This is a genomic window from Ensifer sp. 22521, assembly GCF_052044795.1.
Lineage (GTDB): Bacteria > Pseudomonadota > Alphaproteobacteria > Rhizobiales > Rhizobiaceae > Ensifer.
Genome location: NZ_JBQENM010000008.1, coordinates 199,994 through 221,831, shown reverse-complemented (window position 1 = coordinate 221,831; position 21,838 = coordinate 199,994). Strand labels below are relative to the sequence as shown.

Genomic DNA, 21,838 nt, shown 5'->3' with positions numbered 1-21,838 from the left:
AAATGTTGATATCCCTCAATAAGCGGGACCTCAAAAAACAAATTCCTGCTCGCGGCGGAAGCCGGGAAGCGGCTTCACCGCAGTGTTGAAGTCGGCACGCTCGGAGGTTTTTCCGTGCTCGTGCACATAGAGTTTAGCGCGCGAAGCGTTGCCAAATCCTTCGACCACCACGAGTCGGCCGCCATCACGCAACTGCTCGAACAGAGCCGCAGGCAACACTTCCACCGCACCGTGAACGAAGATGACATCGTAAGGCGCTTCGGCAGCGTAGCCCTTCTCGAGTTCGCCGGTGACGACGGCGATATTGTCATAGCCGAGACGTGCCAGCGTTTCGGTCGCGGTGGCGGCAAGACCCTGATCGCTTTCGAGCGCGACGACGGAACCAGCAATCAGGGAAAGCAGTGCCGAGGCATAGCCGGTACCGCAACCGATCTCGAGCACGACGTCGGACTTGGCGATCTCGGCGAGCTGCAGAAGCTTGGCAAGCGGCGACGGCTCCATCAGGAAGCGCGGCCCTCCGCCGTTGGCGGCGTCAAGCGCGATGTCGGTGTCGATATACGCGAGCTCCTTCATCTTCGCGGGCACGAACTCCTCGCGCGGCACGGTGAGGAAGGCGGACAAGACCGAGTGAGACGTCACATCCGTGGTCCGGATCTGGTTGTCCACCATCTTGGTGCGCGCTGCTTCGAAATTCATGCTGGTGCCCTCGTATCCGGATAGGCGCGGCGCCGCTTTTCGGAGAAGCCCGCGCGATCGTCTTGTGGCTCTCAACGGAAAGCCTTTGACGTAAGCTCTTAAATCGCCGCCCCGCGGGATTCAAGCGACAGCGGCAAATTGCGCCGGAAAAACGGGGAAGAAGAGCCCTGATCGATCATGGCGGCGACGCGCGGACATGGGCGCGACGCATTGCTGGCACGTGGACCGCGGGCAAACTCAGCGCCCGGGTGCGCCTTCCAGGCCCACGAGGGCGATCTTGGTGTAGCCGGCGTTCTGGATGAGGTTCATGACCGTCATCAGCTCGCCGTAGTCCACGGCCTTGTCGGCCCGGAGCAGGACACGCGTCTCGGTGTTGCCCTCCGTCAGGCGCTTCAGCTCGTCGGCGAAGGTCTCACGCGCCGTTTCCTCGTTGCCGATGGCCAGCGCCAGATCGGCCTTCAAGGTCACGAAGACCGGCTTGTCGTCGCGCGGCGCTGGCTTTGCCGCCGATTGAGGCAGATCCACCTTCATATCCACCGTGGCAAGCGGCGCCGCCACCATGAAGATGATCAGCAGCACGAGCATGACGTCGATGAAGGGCGTGACGTTGATTTCGCTGTTCTCGTCCAGATCGCCGCCGTCCTGGCTTACTTTTCCGGCCATGGGTCACCCGATCCGTGCGATGGTCGTTTCGGCATGGACGAAGCCTTCCTGCCGGCGGGGCTGCGCCTTGCGGACCATGCGGTGGTCGAGGTCGCGGCTGACGAGCCGTTCAACGGCGGCCGCAGCATCGGCAAGGATCACCTTGTAGCCACCCACTGCACGTGCGAAATAGTTGTAGATCACCACCGCTGGAATTGCCGCAACAAGGCCGATAGCAGTGGCGAGCAGCGCTTCGGCAATGCCGGGTGCGACGATCGCGAGATTGGTCGTCTGCGCCTTGCTGATGCCGATGAAGGAATTCATGATCCCCCAAACCGTGCCGAAGAGGCCGACGAACGGTCCGACCGAGCCGATCGAGGCCAGAATACCGGTGCCGCTCGTCATGCGCTTGCCGGCGCGAACCTCGATGCGGGTCAGCAGCGAAGAGACGCGTTCCTTGATACCGCTCGCAGGCGCATGGTCGACAACCGCTTCCGAACGCACCATCTCGTCGATCGCCGCAGCCACCATCTCAGGTGCTGGGCCCGACTTCCCGTCGAATGCAGTATTGACATCAGCCAGACCGTTAGCGGCTGACAGGAGACGCACCGCCCGCTTGAGGCGCGCCTTGGCGCTGAAAAGCTCGAGTGCCTTGACCAGGAAGATCGCCCAGGTGGCAATGGACGCCACTGCCAGGCCGACCATAACGCTTTTGACGACAAGGTCCGCCGCCATGAACATACCGATCGGCGACAGATCGTGCGGCAGCACCGGGTTCGCCGCACCTTCGGTCGCAACGGCAGTGCCCTCGACAGCAAGGGGGGCAGTCTCCGGCGACGCGGCTTGTGGTGCGGGCTGCACCTGAGTGATCGGCGTCGCCTGGTTTACCGGTGCGCTGCCGGTTGCCGTCTGGCCCTCTACGACCGGCGTCGGCGTGGGAGATTGTGCGACAGTGCCCTGAGTGCCGTTCGTAGCCGGGGCTGACGATGCCCCTTCACTCGCTGACTGAGCGAACGCAACCACGGGCATAGCAGCCGATGACAGACCCAGCATTGCGGCTGCCAGCAGATTGATCGTCGATCGGGCTCGGTTCGGCATCTTGTTCCTCACGTACTGGTCCGTTTCGTCATTTCAGAGCGAAGGGATTGCCGCCACCCGTCACATCCCTTGCGTGCTTTCGGGCTCTTTACGCAAAGGGGAGCGGAATGACAAGGATTTGTGGAGTTTATCAATCAAGAATAATTTCGCAACCCGCCCGCTCAGGGCGCGACCGGTGACTGCGGTCAGAAATCTGGCGAAACGTCCATGAAAGAACCGGTCCGCCAGTCATACGCGCGGTGCCGTTCCCATGGGCGGGCAAGGGCCGTGAATGCCGTTCGAAACTGCATTGCGGGCGGCGCGTGCTCCGTATCCGACTGCGCTCGAATTTCGATTGCGCCCGTGCGACGCAGCGTCTGCGCATTCACAATACGGGCGCGGTTGGTCGGGCACGCCGCGCCATCGACCCGCGCCGCAGTCACTACAAGATCCGCCTGGTCGCACAAGGCCGGAAAGAGCCGCGGGTTCTCGATGGCAAGGATCGTCCAGCCGTAGCCGTTGCGCGCCGCACACCATTGCTTTTCCCGGCAGATGAAGACACCCGCAGCATTCGCCTCGATCGCCGACGACAGATCCGCGCGGATCGCGGCCTGTTTTTCCTGGTCGAGCGGCGGAGCGCCCTTCCCGGCCGGCTCCGTAGCCGGGTAAGGATCGGCAGCTGCCGGCGGCGGAAGCATCGCTGGCTTGAGGTGGTTTTCCACCGCGAGGGCCCGTTGCCATTGCGAAAACACGAAATCCGACGGGCGCATCCTGTTGGTTGCTATCGCGCCGTTCGCAACGAGGCCGACGAGGCGACCATCCTCGGCAATCACGACATCGGGCAGACGATCGTGCTCGACTGCGAGGCTGACGAGACCGACGCTGATCAATACCGCTCCCGACAGGGCCAGCCAGCTCCGCAACACACAGACGAGAACACCGCCTGCGGCAATCAGCGCAAAGCCGAAATGCCCGATGCGACCCGTGACGATCTCACCGTCGAGAGAGGTTACGAAGCGGGCGATGTCGAGCATCCGGTCGAGGCCCCATGCCATCGCCATCAATGGATAGTGTTCAAGTCCCAGTGGCATCAGAAGCATGGCGAACAGGCCGAACGGCATGATCACAATGCTGATCACCGGCATCGTGAGAACATTGGCAAGCAGGCCATAGGCCGGCAACCGGTGAAAATAGGCGATCGAATAGACCGATGTCGCCAAACCGCCGATGAGAGAGGTGATGACAACACCGGCGATCACGCCGGTGACCGGGCCCCTTCCCTTGCCCTGCCTCGCCGCCGTCGGTACCTCCGTCTCCCGTCGCTCGCGCCAGCGCGCATAGCCGGCAACGAGCGCAAGGGTCGCAGCGAACGACATCTGGAAACCCGGCCCAGCAACCGCAGACGGCGTTGTGGCGACGATGACGATCGCCGCGAGGGCAACGTTGCGCAGGCTGATCGACATACGATCGAAAAACACCGCCACGAGCATGATGGAAATCATGATCCAGGCGCGCAATGCCGACACCGCTCCCCCGGAGATGAGAATGTAGAGGCAAACCATCAGCAGTGCGCCGGTAGCCGCAACCTTCTTGATCGGCACACGATGCGCTAGGCCAGGGATCATGCTGAGAACGGTGCGGGCGCCAATCAGAAAGGTCCCGGCGGCAAGCGCCATGTTGAGGCCGGAGATCGCCAGCACATGCGCAAGCCCGGCTTGCCGCAACACCTCGACCGTCTCACGGCTGATTGCCCGCTCTTCCGCGGTCACCAGCGCTGCCGCAAGCGCTCCCGTGTCGCCGCCGATCGATGCACGGATGCGCTCTCCGACGGCCTCCCGCATCGCGGCGATGCTGGTCGCCAGGGATGAACCAAAGGAAGAGGCCGCTTCCGATTCTCCGGTCGCAGGCGCTTTTCCGCCCGTGGGCGAACCGTAGAAAAACCCGACTGCACCGATACCCCGGAAGTAGCTGTCAAACGCGAAGTCGTTCAAACCCCGCAATGCCGGACCGGAGGGCGGAGACAGCCGCGCCCTGCCCTCGATGGTCGCACCTATCGGCAGCGGATCTTCCCGGCCCCGCGCCACCAGCGTGACTTTCGTCGGTTGACGGCGCAGGCGCGGCCTGGTCGTCTCGTGGATCTCGACCCCGTAGCGCCACTGGCCCCGGTCGTCCTGCTCACGCGAAAACACCACACCCCGCACGTTCGTCGTCACCGGTGCGTCGAGGACGATCGTATCGATCCGCGCCGTCTCGGCCGCGACCAGCACCATTCCCGCCACAAACAGTGTCGCCCCAATCAGCGGCACCCGCAGCCGTGCAAATTTTCCGACGCATGCCACCGCCGCCATGCCGAAAACGCAAAGCAGCAGTGCAAGTTTGACAATTCCGACGTCAAAAGGGAGCGACAGCCAGGTGAGGACGCCTGAGACCAGCAGCACCGGTATCAACACAAAACCGTGACCGAATGCGCGTTCTTCCTCGATTGCGGAGGCGACCGACGCCTTGACCGCGCGCGGACCGAGACGCGCCGAGAGCGTCGACATGCCGCGGCGCACCTGTGTCGAAAGCAAGCCGCGCGGCGATTGGGAGCAAAGACTGTAACGGCAGTGGCGGCATCGGAACCGGACAACATGAAGCTGCCGCGCTCAGCGTCCTGCGACGCCTGCCGCCTTTCAGTATCGCTCATTGCGCCAGCGCTCTTTCCCCGGAATACCCGGCCGATCATGCAACCAAAGGCACATAACCGCAACCGACGCGCTATCTGCTGAAAAAAGCGGCAAACCTATATAGAATGGTACCGCACCATCATCCGACGAGATTATTGATCTCCTTGGACTTATTGCCGTAACATGCCATTGTTGCGTCGCCATATGCACATTTTCGCATCGCACAATTTGCCTTTCGTACAGCTTGGCAGTCGAAAATAAATCATATAGCAAATTCGCAACGTTCATTGTCGTGGCATGTCTCTATGTCACGTTGCCATAAGACGGAGGGTCCGATGACTGAAAAAACCGCGGTTGTAACACTCGATGGAAAGTCTGCGGATCTTCCGGTGCGATCGGGGTCCATCGGCCCTGACGTCGTGGACATCGGCTCGCTCTACAAGCAGACGAAAATGTTCACCTACGACCCGGGCTTCACGTCAACGGCGTCGTGCGAATCCAAGATCACCTATATCGACGGCGACGAAGGCGTGCTCCTGCACCGCGGCTACCCGATCGAGCAGCTTGCAGAACATGGCGACTTCCTCGAGGTCTGCTACCTGCTGCTCTACGGCGAACTGCCGACGAAGGCACAGAAGGCCGACTTCGATTATCGGGTCACGCACCACACCATGGTGCATGAGCAGATGTCGCGCTTCTTTACCGGCTTCCGCCGCGACGCGCATCCGATGGCCGTCATGTGCGGCTGCGTCGGCGCACTTTCGGCCTTCTACCACGACTCGACCGACATCACCGATCCGCATCAGCGCATGGTTGCCTCGCTGCGCATGATCGCCAAGATGCCGACGATCGCGGCAATGGCCTACAAGTACCACATCGGCCAGCCCTTCGTTTACCCGAAGAACGACCTGGACTACGCCTCGAACTTCCTGCGCATGTGCTTCGCCGTTCCGTGCGAGGAATATGTCGTCAACCCGGTTCTGTCGCGCGCCATGGACCGTATCTTCATCCTGCACGCCGACCACGAGCAGAACGCGTCGACCTCGACGGTCCGTCTGGCCGGCTCGTCGGGCGCAAACCCGTTCGCCTGCATTGCTGCCGGTATCGCCTGCCTCTGGGGCCCGGCCCACGGGGGCGCCAACGAAGCGGCGCTCAACATGCTCGCTGAAATCGGCACGGCCGACCGCATTCCGGAGTTCATTGCGCGCGCCAAGGACAAGAACGATCCGTTCCGCCTCATGGGCTTCGGCCACCGCGTCTACAAGAACTACGATCCGCGCGCCAAGATCATGCAGAAGACCACGCATGAAGTGCTGGCGGAACTCGGCCACAAGGACGATCCGCTGCTCGAAGTCGCGATGGAACTCGAGCGCATCGCGCTGACCGACGAGTACTTCATCGAGAAGAAGCTCTACCCGAACATCGACTTCTACTCCGGCATCACGCTGAAGGCGCTGGGCTTCCCCACCACCATGTTCACCGTGCTCTTCGCGCTCGCCCGCACCGTCGGCTGGATCGCGCAGTGGAACGAGATGATCGAAGATCCGGAACAGCGCATCGGTCGTCCGCGCCAGCTCTATGTCGGCGCCCCGCAGCGCGACTACGTGCCGGTCTCCAAGCGCTGATCGGTATCAGCCAAGAAAAACGAAGCCCGGTCATCGCTGACCGGGCTTTTATTTTGTAGGTCCGGGAACATCGGTTCGAACCCCGTCCACCATCGGGCTGGCCGCAAGCAATGCCGGTCCCAAACCGGCTCCGCCGGCGGGATCCTTGCGCACATTTTCGACGACGTCGACGCATCGAGAGAGCATCGCGCTCGCTCAATGAACTTGAAGCTCACCTGTTATTCCTCTTGAGATAGCCAAGAACAATCTCGGCTGCCTTCTCACCAGGCGGATGAGTTGTCGCCATGCGCTGTTGCACCAGTGCATAGCCATCCAGCATCGAGGCGCGTTGCGCCGTTGCACCGGAAAGCCGCTCCATCCAACGCGTCAAGGCACCAGGGCGGATGGACTCGCTGAAGTATTCCGGCACGATGGGGAAGTCTGCGATCAAATTCGGCAGCGCGCCGCTCCAGATGCGGATGCGCTTGTGCAAGAGCTTCACCAGGAAATCGGGATCGTAGGTTGAAACGACGGGAACGCCGGCAAGCGCCAGTTCCAGGAGAACCGTTCCCGAGGCAGCGATCGCCGCATCGGCCCGATCGAAAGCGGCCCACTTTTCCGCCGTCCCTACGGTGATCTCCGGCTGGATGGGCCAGGATGCCGTGATTTCGCGCACCAGCTTTTCCTGCCGCGAAACGGTCGGCAACAGGAAGCGAATGCCGGGATGTCGGCCGGCAAGCTCCTCAACCACCCGGCCGAAGGTCGGCAACAGACGGCCGACCTCACTCGAACGGGAGCCCGGCAGAAGGAGGCACGTCGCGACCCGCCCATCGATGGCGCCGACAAGGCGCTGCTGGCGGTTTGCCCGAACCGCGAGCACATTCGCATCGCTTGCGAGGCGGTGGCCGACATAGGTCGTCGGCGGGCCCTGCAGCTTCTCCATCGCCTGCGGTTCGAACGGCAACACGGCCAAGACGTGATCAACATAGCCACGCATGCGCGGCGCGCGTTCCGGCTTCCAGGCCCAGACGCTCGGGCAGACATAGTTGATGACAGGCACATCCGGCAGCGCCGCTCGGACCTTCCGTGCCACGCGGTGGGTAAAGTCCGGGCTGTCGATGATCAGCAACGCGTCGGGACGCGCGGCGATGATCGCCTTTGCCGTCTGGCGAATGCGCATAATGAGCTTCGGCAATCGTGCCAGGACCTGGGTGAAGCCCATGATCGATAGTTCGGAATAGTCGAAGAGCGATCGAAGGCCCTCCGCCTCCAGCGCCTCGCCGCCGACACCGACGAGCTCTATCGTGCTGCTGCTTTGCGTTCGAAGCGCCCGGACGAGATCGGCGCCCAGGAGATCGCCGGAAACCTCGCCTGCAATGACTGCAAGCTTGTAGCTGGATGCGCTCATCGCTCGGCTCCCTTGGCCGATCGTTCGACACCGGCGACAAACAGACCAGCGCGATTGGCGACATCAATCACGTTGCCGCGCTCCAGGACCAGAGCCCTGCCTGCTTCGACCGCAATGCCGGCGAGACCGGCCTTTTCTGCAAGTGCAACGGTCGACGGTCCGATCGACGGGAGGTCGGCGCGCAAATCTTGCCCGGGCTTGCAAAGCTTGACGAGGACCCCTCGCCGGCGCGAAGAGACACGGCCCTCGGCCTTCAAGGCGACGACACGCTCCAGCATAGAATCGGTACCCTCAGCGCCCTCCAGCGCCACGACGCGCCCACCGACGGCCACAGCACCCTGCCCCACATCGAGCGCGCCGAGCGCGTTGGCGGCAGCGATGCCCGCCTCGATGTCGCGGCGATCGTCGGCATCAGGTGTAACCGCCCCGATCGGCCCCGGTTCTGCCAGGAGATTGGGCACCACTTCATGAACGCCGATGACATGGGCGCCGCTTGCTTCGATCAGTGCCATCGCCATGCGCAGGACGGCGTCGTCTCCACCGGACACCAGCGTCTTCAAGACGGCCGGGATCTTTGCCAGCGTTCTCAGCGTCGGGCGAATGTCACGCCATTCCGGCCGGCGGCGAACCCAACCCGACAGGACGACCCGATCGATCCCCTCTTCCTTGAAGGTTCGGCTGATATTGGCGAAGTCGCCGATCCCCAGCACGGAATGATCGAAGCCGACCCAATCGGCTTCTTCCGCCTCTCGCGACAATGCGATGATGAATGGATCTTCGCCGCGCGCGCGCACAGCTTCGGCTACGTGGTGCGGTAGCGCGCCACCGCCGGCGATGATTGCGAGCCGACCGCCGGTCGCTGCGTGGCTCGCAGCAGCCGACATCACGCTCACGCCTTGCCGCGAGACGGCGACGATAGTGCCCGGTCGCTCTCGGCCGCGATGAAATCGAGGATTTCGACGACCGGTGCGCAGTCGGCATATTCTTCGCGAATGGCCGCAGCATTGGCGCGGATCGACTCCGGGCCTTCAAAGATCTGCTTGTAGGCGCGGCGAACGACGTGGATCGTCGCGCGGTCGATCCCGGCCCTCGTCATACCTACGACGTTCAGCCCGCTCAGTATGCCCGGATTGCCGTTGAGCATACCGTAGGGAATGACGTCGTAGCTGACGGCGGAGAGGCCCCCGACAAACGCCTGACGGCCGACACGGGTAAACTGATGCACGGCGCAGCCGCCGCCAAGAATGGCGCGGTCTTCGACCGTGACATGGCCCGCCAACATCACGTTGTTCGACAGGATGATATGGTTGCCGAGCCGGCAATCATGCGCCACGTGCGAATAGGCCAGGAAGAGATTGTTGTCGCCAATGACCGTCTGTCCGCCATGTTCGACGGTGCCCGTATTCATCGTCACGCCTTCGCGGATCGTGCAATTCGCACCGATCAACAGTTCCGTATCGACGGCGCTATGATGAACGCTCTGCGAATCGGCGCCGATCACCGCCTGCGGGAAAATTTTGGTTCCCGTGCCGATCGTCGTACGGCCGGTGACCACGACATGACTGTGAAGCTCGACATCGTCGCCAAGAACGACTTTCGGCCCCACGTGGCAAAAAGGGCCGATCTTGACGTTCTCGCCGATCGCAGCGCCGTCTTCGATAATCGAGGACGGGTGGATCTTCGCTGTTGCTGCAATCATGTTCAGGCGTCTTCCTTGCTGACGATCATCGCGCCGATATCAGCTTCTGCGACCAGTTGCCCGTCAACTTTTGCGTCACAGTGAAATTTCCAGATATTGCCGCGTTGCTTCTGCTTCACGACATGGAATTCGACGCGATCGCCGGGAACGACCGGCTTGCGGAAGCGCGCATTGTCGATGGTCATGAAATAGACGAGGTTCGTTCCGCTACCCACCTTGCGGGCACAGATCGCACCGGCCGTCTGGGCCATGCCCTCGACAAGCAAAACGCCAGGCATGATCGGCTGTTCGGGGAAGTGACCGGTGAAATGCGGTTCGTTCGCCGAGACGTTCTTGATGCCGATCGCCGAATTGTCGCCGTCGATCTCGATGATCCGATCGACGAGCAGAAATGGGTAGCGATGCGGGAGCAGTTTCAGAATTTCCTGAATGTCCGCCGTACCGAGAACCGTTGCTGCCTCACTCATTCGCGCCGCCCTTCTTCTTTTTCTGTCTGTCGCTTGCCCGCATCGCCATCTCCGCGACATCGCGCAGGAAATCGCGCATCGGGCGCGCCGGAATACCGCCATAACGTTCGCCGGCGGGAACATCGCTCGCCACGCCGCTCATCGCGGCGATCTGTACGCCATCACCGACCGTGATGTGGCCGTTGACGCCACTGCCACCGCCGATCATCACGCCGTCGCCGATCTTTGTGCTGCCTGCAATGCCCACTTGGGCGACGATGCCACAATAACGGCCAATGCGCACGTTGTGGCCGACCTGGACGAGATTGTCGATCTTCGTCCCCTCGCCGATCACCGTGTCATCCATCGTGCCGCGGTCGATCGTCGTGTTGGCGCCGATCTCGACATGATCCTGAATGATCACGCGCCCGACCTGAACGATCTTGATCATTCCGCCTTTCGGCCCGGGCGCATAACCAAAACCATCCTGCCCGATACGGGCGCCGGGATGGATGATCACGCTGTTGCCGACGAGAGCACAGAGCACGCTTGCGCCAGAGGCAATCGTACAGTCACGGCCGATGCGCACGCCCGGCCCGATGACGGCGCCGGCAGCGATGCGGGTGCCGCGGCCGATTTCGGCGCCAGCCCCGACGACCGCCGTCGGCTCGACCTCGACATCGTCTTCCAGACGCGCGGTCGGATCCACGAAAGCACCCGGTGCCACGCCCTTGAGGCTGGTGTTGCGCGCAGGACGCATCGCCGCCTCGTGCAGCAAGGTGCCGGCAAGGGCGAAGGCCGTATGCGGGCGAGCCGCCAGCAGGACTGGGATATGGGCAGGCACAAGGCTGAAGATCGTCTTGTCGCAGATGATCGCGGATGCCTGACAGGTATCAAGCTCGGCTCGGCTCTTGCGAGACAACATGTAGCAGACGTCGCCGGGCTTGGCCCGATAGACTGGCGCTACAGAATGAATGGTGCAGTCGGCGACCGCACCATTGCTCAACTCCGCCCCAATTTGATTCGCCAGGTCACCCAGACGAATCCCTTTATGGGGCGGAAAAAACCAGTTCTGTTCCATGGACACTCCAGAACGATCTTTTTCCGGCAGTTCTGGACTGCTTTTTATCAGAACGACGAGGAAATACCGAACTTCAGGTTCTGTACCCGGTCGAAGTCTTCCTTGGCAACCGGCCAAGCATAGTCAACACGCAGCGGACCGAACGGCGAAGCCCAGATCAGGCCGATACCGACCGATGCACGCAGCGACGCGTCGTTGCCCTGCACCGTTTCAGAGGGAAGGGTCGCGACCTTGTTGCTGTAGAGCGTACCGGCATCGGCGAAGACCGCACCGCGGAAGCCGCTGTCACGCGGGATGCCCGGAAGCGGGAACGACGCTTCGGCCGAAGCCGTAAAGTAGGTCGTGCCGCCGAGCGCATCGCCCGTCGCCTGATCGCGCGGACCGATACCGTTGCGCTCGAAGCCACGAATATCGTTGGAGCCGAGCTGGAATTGGTCGAAGACCTGCAGATCGCTGCCGGTTTCGAAGACATGACCGGCGCTACCAGCAAGCGACGCGATGATATCCGCCTCGTCGTTGACCGTGTAGTACCACTTGGCCTTACCAGTCATCTTGTAGAAGTCGGAGTCGCCACCAAGACCTGCAAACTCGTGCGTGAAGGTCGCCAGGATGCCGTCATGCGGCAGCTGGGGATCGTCGAGTGTGTTGTAGGTGATCGACTGCGATACCGACGAACGGACCCAGTTTCCACCCTCAACTGCACGAACGTAGGGCGACGACAGCTTCGCGACGTTACCGCTATAGTCGAACTGCGTGAAGTTGTAGCGCAGCGTGGTCGACAGATTTTCGGTGATCGGCGCCGTTACGCGCAGGCTGAAGCCCTGATCTTCGTAGCTGTAGTCCTCGTCGTCGAAGTCGTTCTCGTTCTTGAAGACGTCAAAGCCGGCAGCCAGACGATAGCCAAGGAAGTACGGCTCGGTGAACGAAACGTTGTAGGTCCGGCTCTCGTCACCGCGACCGGCGGCGACGCGGATGTACTGACCACGACCAAGGAAGTTCTTTTCTTCGATCGACGCTTCGACGAGGAAGCCGCCGCCGCTACCCGCAGAGTAACCAGCACCGATACCGAACGAACCGGTCGACTGATCCTGCACGTCGACAATCACGACGACGCGGTCGGCAGCGCTGCCCGGCGCGGTCGAGATGTTGACGGTCGAGAAGTAGCCGAGTGCCTCCAGCCGACGCTTGGCGCGGGCAACCATTTCCTGGTTGAAGGCGTCGCCTTCACCCATGTCGAATTCGCGACGGATAACGTAGTCACGTGTACGGGTGTTGCCGCGGATCTCGATGCGCTCGACGTAAGCACGCTCGCCCTGATCGACGAGGTAGTCGACGGCGATCGTGTGATTGGCGAGGTCGCGGTTGCCGCGCGGCGTGACGCGCGCAAAAGGATATCCGGCCGAAGCGACACGCTGCGAAATCTCGCTCATCGTCGCCTGAACGTCCTTGGCCTTATAGACCGAGCCCTCGCGGCTGAGGATAAGCCCCTTCAGCTCTTCGGCATTGACGCCCTCGACGGTCGATTCGACATTGACGGCGCCGAAATCATAACGCGGACCTTCTTCGACGGTGATCGTCACCGTGTACTCGTTCGTCGCTTCATTGAGCGCCGCGTCCGAGGAAACGACCTGGAAGTCCGCGTAGCCGCGGTTGAAATAAAACTGGCGCAGCAGCTCTTCGTCGGCGCGAAGCTTGTCCGGATTGTAGACATCCTTGCGTGTGATGAACGAGAAGATGCCCGATTCCTTCGTCGCGATGATCGATTGAAGACGACCGTCGCTATAGGCTTCGTTGCCGACGAAATTGATCTGGGAGATCTTGGTGCGCTCACCTTCATTGATCACGAAGGCAAGGTTGACGCGTCCCTCGGCAACCGGAACAACCTGCGTCGTCACCGTGATGTCGCTGCGACCGATGGCAGCGTAGGCGTCCTTGATGGACTGGATATCCGTTTCGACCGTCGCTTCGCTGTACGGGCCGAGCGGCTGCGTGCGCACGACGCCCTGCAGCTTGTCGTCCTTGATCTTGCGGTTGCCGTTGAAGACGACCTGATTGACCAGCTGATTCTCGCTCACGCTGACGACCAGCGTACCGCCGGCGACATTGATGCTGACGTCGGAGAAGTAGCCCGTGGAGTACAGGCGCTTCACGGAAGCGTCGATATCCGCGTTGCTGAAGGCCTTGCCGGGAACGATCGTGATGTTCGCACGGACCGTCTCAGCGCTGACGCGCGTTGCCCCGCGTACTTCGACACGATTGATGACCGCAGCTTCTGCGACGGACGTGCCTGCGAGCAACCCAACACCAGCGCCAGAAACAACAATGCTTGTTGACAGCGCAGCCGCCGACACCGCGTTCAAAAACCTTGAACCAGCTTTCATGTTCAAATCTTACCTTTTCCAAACGTCGCGCGGCAGTTTCGTGCCGACTCCGGTCACGGTTGCCGTTTTAACCGCTTTTCCCATACAAGCAAGCCAGCTCGTTAATTTCTGTTTACTTCAATTCGAACCGTGGCTTAACGGCCACTACAGCCTCGAGTTATCGTAAACAAAACCTTTCTTCGCAAGCCGTTGAAAACCAATCGTTCACAGTATCCGCCGAATTCCCCTCGCCGTTTCCCCGACCGAACGCTAGCCGAAGAACATCGATATGTCGTTCCAGGTGGCAAAGACCATGAGCATCAGCACCATGGCAAAGCCGATCCGATAGGCGACATCCTGCGCGGCGGGACCGACAGGCTTCCCGCGCAACGCCTCAACCGCATAGAACATCAGATGGCCGCCATCAAGCACCGGTACGGGCATGAGGTTAAGCAATCCTATGGAAACTGACAGGATCGCGGCGATATTCAGCAAGAATGGAATGCCGAGCGTCGCCATCTGCCCGGAAACCTTGGCGACGCGGATCGGGCCACCGATCTGGTCCGCCTTCATCCGCCCGGTCAGCACATTGCCGAGGTAGTCGAAGGTGCCCGTAATGACGTGCCAGCTTTGCAGGACGCCCTGCCCTACGGCCTCGATCGGGCCATAGGTGACGGTGCGGAAGTTGCCGGCTTCCTGATCGGTCAGGATACCGATGACGCCGATCTCCATCTTGTTGCCGAACTGGTCGGTGAGCTCCGTCCGCTGGGGCACCATCGGCAAATCGAGTGTCGCGCCGTTGCGTTCGATTCGGATGGTGATCTTCAGCTCGGGGCGCACGCTGACGTAGCGACGAACGTCGTCGAAGGTCGTCACCGGCGAGCCGTCGATCGAGATCAGGCGGTCGCCCGGAACAACGCCTGCCTGTGCGGCTGCGCTATTTTCGTTCACACGTGCAACCACGGGATCTGCGACCTGGCGTCCGTAGACGGAGAACAGAACGGCGAAGATGGCAATCGCGAGGATGAAGTTGGCGATCGGCCCTGCGGCAACCGTCGCTGCCCGCTTCCAGAGCCTGGCGCCGAGGAAGGTCTTGCCGCGCTCTTCCGGCGCGATTGCCTCCAGACGCTTGTAGTCCGGCACGCTCGCCGCGTCCTCGTCACCGTAGAACTTGACATAGCCACCAAGCGGGATCACCGACAGTTTCCAACGTGTTCCGTGCCGATCGGTCCAACCGAAAAGTTCGGGACCGAAACCGATCGAGAAGGCGAGGATACGGATTCCCGACCAGCGGCCTACGAGATAGTGCCCCATCTCGTGCACGAAGACCAAAAGGGTCAGCACGAGAAGGAAGGGAATGATGTAGCCGGTCAGAAGCTGAAAGGCATCAAGCAGATATGTCATGAACGTTCCTCAAGTCCCTGCGGTCGGCATCAAGGGCCAAGCAGGACCGAACCGAAGGCGATCTGGCGCCCATCGCTGACGAAATACTGAACCATGACCAGAATCAACGCCGCCACGCAGGCGAATATCAAACCGTCGACCCGATCCATGACTCCGCCGTGCCCTGGAATGAGACGGCTCGAATCCTTCACGCCAAAGCGCCGCTTGATGAAGGACTCGAACAAATCCCCAACCTGGCTGGCAACCGAGAGCACCAGGGCGATGATCGGGATCCGAAGATCTTGCAGCGAAAAATAAGCCATAAAGACGGCGACGCCAGCAAGAATGCCACAAATCGTGCCACCGATGGCGCCGGACCAGGTCTTGCCGGGCGATATGCGCGGCGCAAGCTTGGGGCCCCCGATCGCACGGCCGGTGAAATAGGCGAAAATGTCGGTTGCCCAGACCACCGCGAAGACGAACAGCGTTGCGATCAGGCCGAGATCGTCGGCGCCACGAAGTGCTGCGAGCGATATGCCGGTGAGGCCCGCATAGGCGATGCCGCCCGGCAGCCACCAGCTTGTCTTTTGAGTAAGGACCCAAAGCAATGCCGCTCCGAGGCCGAACGCCAGGAAAGGAAGGCTGTAGCCAATGTAACCGGTGACAACGAGGCCTGCGATCACGACTATGGAGAGCCAACCGAAGGCGTTGCCCTGGAAATCACGCTCGACAAGGCCGGTGATCGTCGACCATTCGTAGTAGACGAGAAGCGCGATCAGGACCGAAAGTAGCTGGAAAGCGAGTCCGCCAAACCAAGTCGCAGCGAGAGCGACCGCTGCGAGCACCACTCCCGAAGCGATGCGAAGCTTGAGTTCAGTTTGCATCAGGAACCAACCGCCCGCGTCGGCTCGACCAGTCCGCCGAAACGGCGCTCCCGGCATGCATACTTCTCCAGCGCCGACAGGAAAATCTCACGCGTGAAATCCGGCCACAGTTCGGGAACGAAGATCAGTTCGGAATAGGCGCCCTGCCAGAGCAGGAAATTCGACAGTCGCTCTTCGCCGCTCGTGCGGATGATCAGGTCCGGATCGGGTATGTCGGCGGTGTCCAGCGAGGCTGCAATGCGTTCCTGATTGATGTCCTCGGGGCGCAAACGCCCTTCGGCGACGTCCACTGCGAGGCGACGCATCGCCCGGGTCAACTCGTCACGCGCCCCGTAGTTGAAGGCGATGACCAGGGTAACTCCCGTGTTCGCCCGCGTCGTTTCCTCGGCCTCTATCAATAGCGGCAGGATGTCGCCACGCAGGTTCGAGCGGTCGCCAATGACACGGATGCGGACATTCTCGCGGTGCAGATCGGCGAGATCCCGGCGGATGAAGGTCTTGAGCAACCCCATGAGGTCGCTCACCTCCGACTCCGGCCGGCTCCAATTTTCCGAAGAAAATGCAAAAAGCGTGAGATAGCGGATACCCACCTGGGCCGCCGTCTTGACGGCATCGCGAACGGTCTCGACGCCTTTGCGATGCCCCATGGTACGCGGTAGCCCACGTGCATTCGCCCAACGCCCGTTGCCATCCATGATGATGGCAACATGTTCCGGAACGGTCGTGGAGATGAGGTTTTGCATAAGGCGTCCGCGAAAGGAGACTCAGATCACGAGCAGATCAGACCTGCATGATTTCCTTTTCCTTCTCGGCGAGCAAGCGGTCGATCTCGGAAATCGTTTCATCGGTCATCTTTTGCACGCGCTCGGACTGAGAACGGCTGATATCCTGACCGATGTCGCCATCCTTTTCGGCTTTTTTCAGGTCATCCATGCCGTCGCGGCGCACGTGGCGCACGGCAACCTTGGCTTTTTCAGCGTAATCGTGGGCCACCTTGACCAACGACTTGCGGCGCTCTTCGTTGAGCTCGGGCAGCGGAATGCGCAGGTTCTGGCCGTCGATGATCGGGTTCAGGCCGAGGTTCGATTCGCGAATGCCACGATCGACGGCGCCAACCATCTGCTTGTCCCAGACCGAAACGGACAGCATGCGCGGCTCCGGAACGGTGATGTTGGCGACCTGGTTGAGGGGCACGCGCGAGCCGTAGGCTTCAACGGTCACCGGATCGAGAACGTTCGCCGACGCCCGGCCGGTACGAAGCGATGCGATATCGCTCTTGAATGCGGAAATGGCGCCATCCATGCGACGCTTCAGTTCCTTCAGTTCAACACCTTCACTCATGGTCAAAACTCCCGTTCTAACATTCGCCGGCCGCAGGGGGCCGCTTTGCAGCTCTTTAGTTGTCTGTGACGATGGTCGCGCGACCGCCGCCGGTCAAGATTTCCGCGAAGCCACCCTTTTCGTGGATCGAAAAGACAACGATCGGAATGGTATTTTCGCGTGCAAGCGCAACGGCGGCAACATCCATGACGGCCAGGCCCCTTTCAAGCACCTCGCTGTGGGTCAGGCGGTCGAAACGGGTCGCGGTCGGATCCTTCTTCGGATCGGCAGAATAGATACCATCGACCTGCGTGCCCTTGAAAATGGCCTGCGCACCCATTTCCGCCGCGCGGAGCGCTGCGGCCGAGTCCGTCGTAAAGAAGGGGTTGCCGGTGCCACCGGCGAAGATCACGACGCGGCCAAGCGAGAGATGATGAAGCGTTGCGCGCTGCGAGAAGCTTTCGCAGATTTCCGGCATCGCAATTGCCGAAAGCACGACCGTGTCGATGTCGAGCTTGCGCAGCGAGGTTGCGAGCGCCAGCGCGTTGATGACCGTTGCCAGCATGCCCATGTGGTCGCCGGTCACCCGGTCTCCGCCCTTGGAGGCCACCGCGACACCGCGGAAGATGTTGCCGCCGCCGACGACGACACCGACTTCGACGCCCATCGCGCGTGCTTCGGCGATGTCGGCGGCAATGCGGTCGGCGACCGCCACGTCGATACCGAAGCCCTGGCTACCCATCAGGGCTTCACCGGAGGCTTTAAGGAGAACACGCTTGTAGATTGGTTCGGCGGGCATCATCGCTCCTGATCAGATCGGTGCGCGTGCGCACGACGACGGCGCACAGCGCATAAGGACATATTGCGCTACCCGGTTTCAACCGCTGCGGAGTGATTTCCGGCGGGTCCGGCGCATTGACGAAGCCCGATACACGAAGGGCACCGCGTTGTCACGCGATGCCCCGAGGTTTTCCCAATATGGGTGAAGAAATCAGCCCTTGGCGACGGCTGCAACTTCTGCGGCGAAGTCGGACTCTTCCTTCTCGACGCCTTCGCCGAGCAGCAGGCGAGCCATGCCGGTGACTTCGATCGGTGCGCCAGCGAGCTTTTCAGCGTCCTTGACGGCCTGGCCGACGGTGATTTCCGGGTTCATGACGAAGGCCTGCGACAGCAGTGCGACTTCTTCGAAGAACTTGCGCATACGGCCTTCAACCATCTTCTCGATGATGTTGTCCGGCTTGCCCGAAGCGCGCGACTGTTCGATGAAGACGTTGCGTTCGCGCTCAGCAACAGCGGCGTCGACTTCTTCAGCGCGGATCGCCAGCGGGTTGGTCGCAGCGATGTGCATGGCAACCTGACGGCCGACCGAGAACAGCACTTCCTTGTCGCCGATCGACTTCAGCGCGACGAGAACGCCGAGCTTGCCGATGCCGTCGCCAGCAGCGTTGTGGATGTAGGTGGCGACAACGCCATCTTCGACCTGCAGCAGAGCTGCGCGACGCAGCGTCATGTTTTCGCCGATCGTGGCAATCGCGTCCTTGATCGTCTCGTCGACCGACTTGCCGGTCGCCGGGTAGGTTGCAGCCGCGATCGCATCGACGGAGCCGTCGGTGGTGAGCGCTACGTTGGCAACGCCGCGGACGAGTTCCTGGAAGGCTTCGTTGCGGGCAACGAAGTCGGTTTCGGAGTTGATTTCGACGACGACGGCCTTGACGCCGCCGCTGACGATGCCGACGAGGCCTTCAGCAGCCGTACGACCCGACTTCTTGTCGGCCTTCGCGATACCCTTGGCGCGCAGCCAGTCGATCGCTGCTTCCATGTCGCCGTTGGTTTCAGCAAGTGCCTTCTTGCAATCCATCATGCCTGCGCCGCTCTTTTCGCGCAGTTCCTTCACCATTGCTGCAGTCACAGTCATCTTTTTTGCCTCTTTGTCTGTTTGGCGGGGGTTGCCCGCGCGTGGCGCGATGCCAGGAGGTTTGGCAGGGAATGGCTTTTCAATGTGACACCATGATGAACGCGTCATCGTGGCCGCTGCCCGGATCCAACGACCCGAACGGATCGCGCCATCCCCGGCTGAAAAGAACAAGGCCGTTCAGACTTTCATCACAAACGGCCTTGTCCCGACATTTCATTGGGGGCGGCAGGGTTGGCTGCCGCCTGGGGCCGATCAGGCGTCGGAGGCCTCATCGAGCGCCGGCTCGACCGGAACTTCGGCAGAGGCGCCGAGGTCACGGCCAGATGCGCCCTGCTGGCGCGCAATGCCGTCGATGGCTGCGCGGGCGATCAGGTCGCAGTAGAGAGCGATGGCGCGCGAAGCGTCGTCGTTGCCCGGGATCGGATAGTCGATCTGGTCCGGATCGCAGTTCGAGTCGATCACGGCAACAACCGGGATGCCGAGGCGCTTGGCTTCGTCGATCGCGATCGATTCCTTGTTGGTGTCGATGATGAACATCAGGTCCGGGGTGCCGCCCATATCGCGGATACCGCCGAGTGCACGGTTCAGCTTTTCGCGTTCGCGCTCGAGGTTCAGGCGTTCCTTCTTGGTGAAGCCAGAAGCTTCCGAAGAAAGGATTTCGTCGAGCTTGCGCAGGCGCTGGATGGAGTTCGAAATCGTCTTCCAGTTCGTCATCATGCCGCCGAGCCAGCGAGCGTTGACGTAGTACTGGGCCGAACGCTTGGCTGCGTCAGCGATGATTTCCGAAGCCTGGCGCTTGGTGCCGACGAACAGAACGCGGCCGCCGTTGGCAACGGTGTCGCTGACGATCTGCAGGGCGCGCGACAGCATCGGTACGGTCTGAGCGAGGTCGATGATGTGGACGTTGTTACGATCGCCGAAAATGTACGGCTTCATCTTCGGGTTCCAGCGGTGCGTCTGGTGACCGAAGTGAACGCCAGCTTCCAGAAGCTGACGCATGCTAAAATCAGGCAATGCCATGCCTTTTTCTCCTTTTCCGGTTGAACCTCCGCGAAGCGTCGAGCATGGTCTTTCGAACAGCCCACCGGCGGAACGATCCGGATTTCTCCCGGAACATCCCTTGCTTCACGTGTGGAATGGCAGCCCCTTAACCGCAACTGCCCGAGAAATCAAGACGCGAGTGCCGATTTTCGTCGCGATCGGCTATTTGCAGTCCTCGGATTTGAAGACTTCGAGATCGGCAAGCTTACCGCTGAGGACAAAATCGCCGTAGTCCATCGTCAGGTCCCGGGTGATTCCGTTTTCGTAGAGCTTGAACGACATGCGGTAGATTGGCAGCGCATCGCCGCTCTTGTCGTCGTTGAAATAGGAGATCGTCACCGGCCAATAGGCTTCGCTGCCGAACTTGCCAGCCTTGCCGGCATCCGGCTCATCAGCGGTGGGCTTGCGCGATTTACCGACAAAGGTCGAGGTGATCAGCGTCTTGTCGCCCGAATCGGAGCCGTCGAAGATGCGCGCCTCGAACAAGCCTTCCCCCTTCTTCGCCCGCGAGATCACTTCCATCATATGGGCGGTCGGGAAACGGCTGGCCGCAAGTTCCACTTCGCGCTTGTCGGGCGCGGTCAGCTCCACCTTGACACCGCTCTTTTCCTCATGCGCCGTTCCGCGCACTTCCTTGTCCAGCTTCTCGTCGGTGAAAGAGCGCGTCAAGAAGCGGAAATTACCCGTCTTCAGATCCTCATAGGTGGTCGTCTGCTGATCCGTGAGGCGAACTTCCTCGCCGGTGTCGACCTGGGTGACGAAGCGGAAGCTGACCGTATAGCCCTCGCAGGACGAACCATTGAATTCATAGACCATGCGACCATACATTCCGGCAATGCCCGAACGATCCGACGCATCCTTGAGCTCAAGATCATAGACGGCGCGATGCGGCACGAGGACATTCGCACTCGCCGCCGTAGCACCTGACGCCGTCACGACGGCGAAACAAACGCTGCCCAGAGTGACGAGACCGAAGCCTTTATGAAACATCCGTTTCCTCCTATTGGACTCGCCGGCAATGCTATAAACAAGCGTTCGGCAGAAGCGAGGCGGTGTTTGCAGGAAAATGCCGGCGCCCGCCGCGATCCGGCCTGAATGCAGGATTTTAACACAAAAGACAACAATGGAGCTTTCCATGTCCGCAGAGATCGAAACGCGCCTCAAGGACCTCGGCGTCACCCTTCCCCAGGCTGCGACCCCGGTCGCGAACTATGTGCCGTACGTGATCAGCGGCTCGATGCTCTACATCTCCGGACAGCTTCCGATGGAAGACGGCAAGGTCGCCGTGACAGGCATTGTCGGCAAGGATGTCGACGTCGCCCGCGCGCAACGCGCCGCCGAACTCTGCTCGATCAACATCCTCGCACAGGCAAAATCCGCGCTCGGCGGCGACCTCGGACGCATCCGTCGTCTGGTGAAGATCAACGGCTTCGTCGCCTCGACGCCGGAATTTGTCGAGCAGCACCTCGTCATCAACGGCGCCTCCAATCTGCTCGCCACCGTGCTCGGTGAAGCGGGCAAACACGCCCGCGCCGCCGTCGGCATGGCTTCCCTGCCCTTCAATGCCGCCGTCGAGATCGACGCCGTCATCGAGATCGCCTGATTAGGGTGCCCAC

The 21,838-nt window shown here is 61.3% G+C and carries 20 protein-coding genes; 2 read left to right on the top strand and 18 right to left on the bottom strand.

Features of this window, described 5'->3' with window-relative positions:
• Nucleotides 1-30 precede the first annotated feature (30 nt).
• From ACTJKE_RS14410 to ACTJKE_RS14395, 4 genes are all read right to left on the bottom strand, one after another.
• Entirely contained in the window at nucleotides 31-696 is a 666-nt protein-coding gene (locus tag ACTJKE_RS14410; protein WP_057255786.1) for a protein-L-isoaspartate O-methyltransferase family protein, read from the bottom strand.
• Between the two features lie 237 nt (nucleotides 697-933).
• The gene (exbD, locus tag ACTJKE_RS14405; RefSeq protein WP_057255784.1) at nucleotides 934-1,359 is read right to left on the bottom strand and encodes a TonB system transport protein ExbD; all 426 of its coding nucleotides are present in this window, start codon (nucleotides 1,357-1,359) and stop codon (nucleotides 934-936) included.
• Nucleotides 1,360-1,362: 3 nt separating this feature from the next.
• Complete coding sequence (gene exbB / locus ACTJKE_RS14400) at nucleotides 1,363-2,436, bottom strand: tonB-system energizer ExbB (protein WP_058320609.1); 1,074 nt, start codon at nucleotides 2,434-2,436, stop codon at nucleotides 1,363-1,365.
• Between the two features lie 185 nt (nucleotides 2,437-2,621).
• Nucleotides 2,622-4,958 carry a ComEC/Rec2 family competence protein gene (locus ACTJKE_RS14395; RefSeq protein ID WP_113131801.1) on the bottom strand — a complete coding sequence of 779 codons (2,337 nt, stop codon included), beginning with the start codon at nucleotides 4,956-4,958 and terminating at the stop codon, nucleotides 2,622-2,624.
• A gap of 458 nt (nucleotides 4,959-5,416) precedes the next feature.
• Here ACTJKE_RS14395 and gltA point away from each other — a divergent pair, with 458 nt between their 5' ends.
• Entirely contained in the window at nucleotides 5,417-6,706 is a 1,290-nt protein-coding gene (gltA, locus tag ACTJKE_RS14390) for a citrate synthase (protein ID WP_057255779.1), read from the top strand.
• Between the two features lie 211 nt (nucleotides 6,707-6,917).
• On the opposite strand, the gene lpxB is transcribed toward gltA, so the two are convergent.
• From lpxB to ACTJKE_RS14320, 14 genes are all read right to left on the bottom strand, one after another.
• Complete coding sequence (lpxB, locus tag ACTJKE_RS14385; protein ID WP_112995901.1) at nucleotides 6,918-8,093, bottom strand: lipid-A-disaccharide synthase; 1,176 nt, start codon at nucleotides 8,091-8,093, stop codon at nucleotides 6,918-6,920.
• Complete coding sequence (locus tag ACTJKE_RS14380; protein WP_057255775.1) at nucleotides 8,090-8,977, bottom strand: LpxI family protein; 888 nt, start codon at nucleotides 8,975-8,977, stop codon at nucleotides 8,090-8,092. The genes lpxB and ACTJKE_RS14380 overlap by 4 nt, the downstream gene beginning before the upstream one ends.
• Before the next feature lie 5 nt (nucleotides 8,978-8,982).
• Nucleotides 8,983-9,792 (bottom strand): acyl-ACP--UDP-N-acetylglucosamine O-acyltransferase, encoded by an 810-nt coding sequence (gene lpxA / locus ACTJKE_RS14375; RefSeq protein ID WP_093232411.1) that lies wholly within the window; start codon nucleotides 9,790-9,792, stop codon nucleotides 8,983-8,985.
• 2 nt (nucleotides 9,793-9,794) lie between these two features.
• A complete protein-coding gene (gene fabZ, locus ACTJKE_RS14370; RefSeq protein WP_057255771.1) occupies nucleotides 9,795-10,259 on the bottom strand; it encodes a 3-hydroxyacyl-ACP dehydratase FabZ in 465 nt (154 codons plus the stop codon).
• Complete coding sequence (lpxD, locus tag ACTJKE_RS14365; RefSeq protein WP_057255769.1) at nucleotides 10,252-11,319, bottom strand: UDP-3-O-(3-hydroxymyristoyl)glucosamine N-acyltransferase; 1,068 nt, start codon at nucleotides 11,317-11,319, stop codon at nucleotides 10,252-10,254. Before lpxD ends, fabZ begins: the two co-directional genes overlap by 8 nt.
• A gap of 47 nt (nucleotides 11,320-11,366) precedes the next feature.
• Nucleotides 11,367-13,700: an outer membrane protein assembly factor BamA gene (gene bamA / locus ACTJKE_RS14360; RefSeq protein WP_058326632.1), complete on the bottom strand. Its 2,334-nt coding sequence runs from the start codon at nucleotides 13,698-13,700 to the stop codon at nucleotides 11,367-11,369.
• Nucleotides 13,701-13,949: 249 nt separating this feature from the next.
• The gene (rseP, locus tag ACTJKE_RS14355; protein ID WP_110878339.1) at nucleotides 13,950-15,083 is read right to left on the bottom strand and encodes an RIP metalloprotease RseP; all 1,134 of its coding nucleotides are present in this window, start codon (nucleotides 15,081-15,083) and stop codon (nucleotides 13,950-13,952) included.
• Between the two features lie 29 nt (nucleotides 15,084-15,112).
• Nucleotides 15,113-15,946 carry a phosphatidate cytidylyltransferase gene (locus tag ACTJKE_RS14350; RefSeq protein ID WP_058326633.1) on the bottom strand — a complete coding sequence of 278 codons (834 nt, stop codon included), beginning with the start codon at nucleotides 15,944-15,946 and terminating at the stop codon, nucleotides 15,113-15,115.
• Nucleotides 15,946-16,689, bottom strand: coding sequence for an isoprenyl transferase (locus tag ACTJKE_RS14345; protein WP_057255761.1), 744 nt, complete (start codon nucleotides 16,687-16,689; stop codon nucleotides 15,946-15,948). Before ACTJKE_RS14345 ends, ACTJKE_RS14350 begins: the two co-directional genes overlap by 1 nt.
• A gap of 37 nt (nucleotides 16,690-16,726) precedes the next feature.
• Complete coding sequence (gene frr, locus ACTJKE_RS14340; protein WP_057255760.1) at nucleotides 16,727-17,287, bottom strand: ribosome recycling factor; 561 nt, start codon at nucleotides 17,285-17,287, stop codon at nucleotides 16,727-16,729.
• A gap of 55 nt (nucleotides 17,288-17,342) precedes the next feature.
• Complete coding sequence (gene pyrH, locus ACTJKE_RS14335) at nucleotides 17,343-18,065, bottom strand: UMP kinase (RefSeq protein WP_057256069.1); 723 nt, start codon at nucleotides 18,063-18,065, stop codon at nucleotides 17,343-17,345.
• Between the two features lie 192 nt (nucleotides 18,066-18,257).
• Nucleotides 18,258-19,181, bottom strand: coding sequence for a translation elongation factor Ts (gene tsf, locus ACTJKE_RS14330; RefSeq protein WP_057255757.1), 924 nt, complete (start codon nucleotides 19,179-19,181; stop codon nucleotides 18,258-18,260).
• Nucleotides 19,182-19,433: 252 nt separating this feature from the next.
• Nucleotides 19,434-20,201 (bottom strand): 30S ribosomal protein S2, encoded by a 768-nt coding sequence (rpsB, locus tag ACTJKE_RS14325; RefSeq protein WP_057255755.1) that lies wholly within the window; start codon nucleotides 20,199-20,201, stop codon nucleotides 19,434-19,436.
• 183 nt (nucleotides 20,202-20,384) lie between these two features.
• Complete coding sequence (locus ACTJKE_RS14320; RefSeq protein ID WP_057255753.1) at nucleotides 20,385-21,212, bottom strand: cell envelope integrity EipB family protein; 828 nt, start codon at nucleotides 21,210-21,212, stop codon at nucleotides 20,385-20,387.
• 145 nt (nucleotides 21,213-21,357) lie between these two features.
• Here ACTJKE_RS14320 and ACTJKE_RS14315 point away from each other — a divergent pair, with 145 nt between their 5' ends.
• Complete coding sequence (locus ACTJKE_RS14315) at nucleotides 21,358-21,825, top strand: RidA family protein (RefSeq protein ID WP_057256068.1); 468 nt, start codon at nucleotides 21,358-21,360, stop codon at nucleotides 21,823-21,825.
• Nucleotides 21,826-21,838 lie beyond the last annotated feature (13 nt).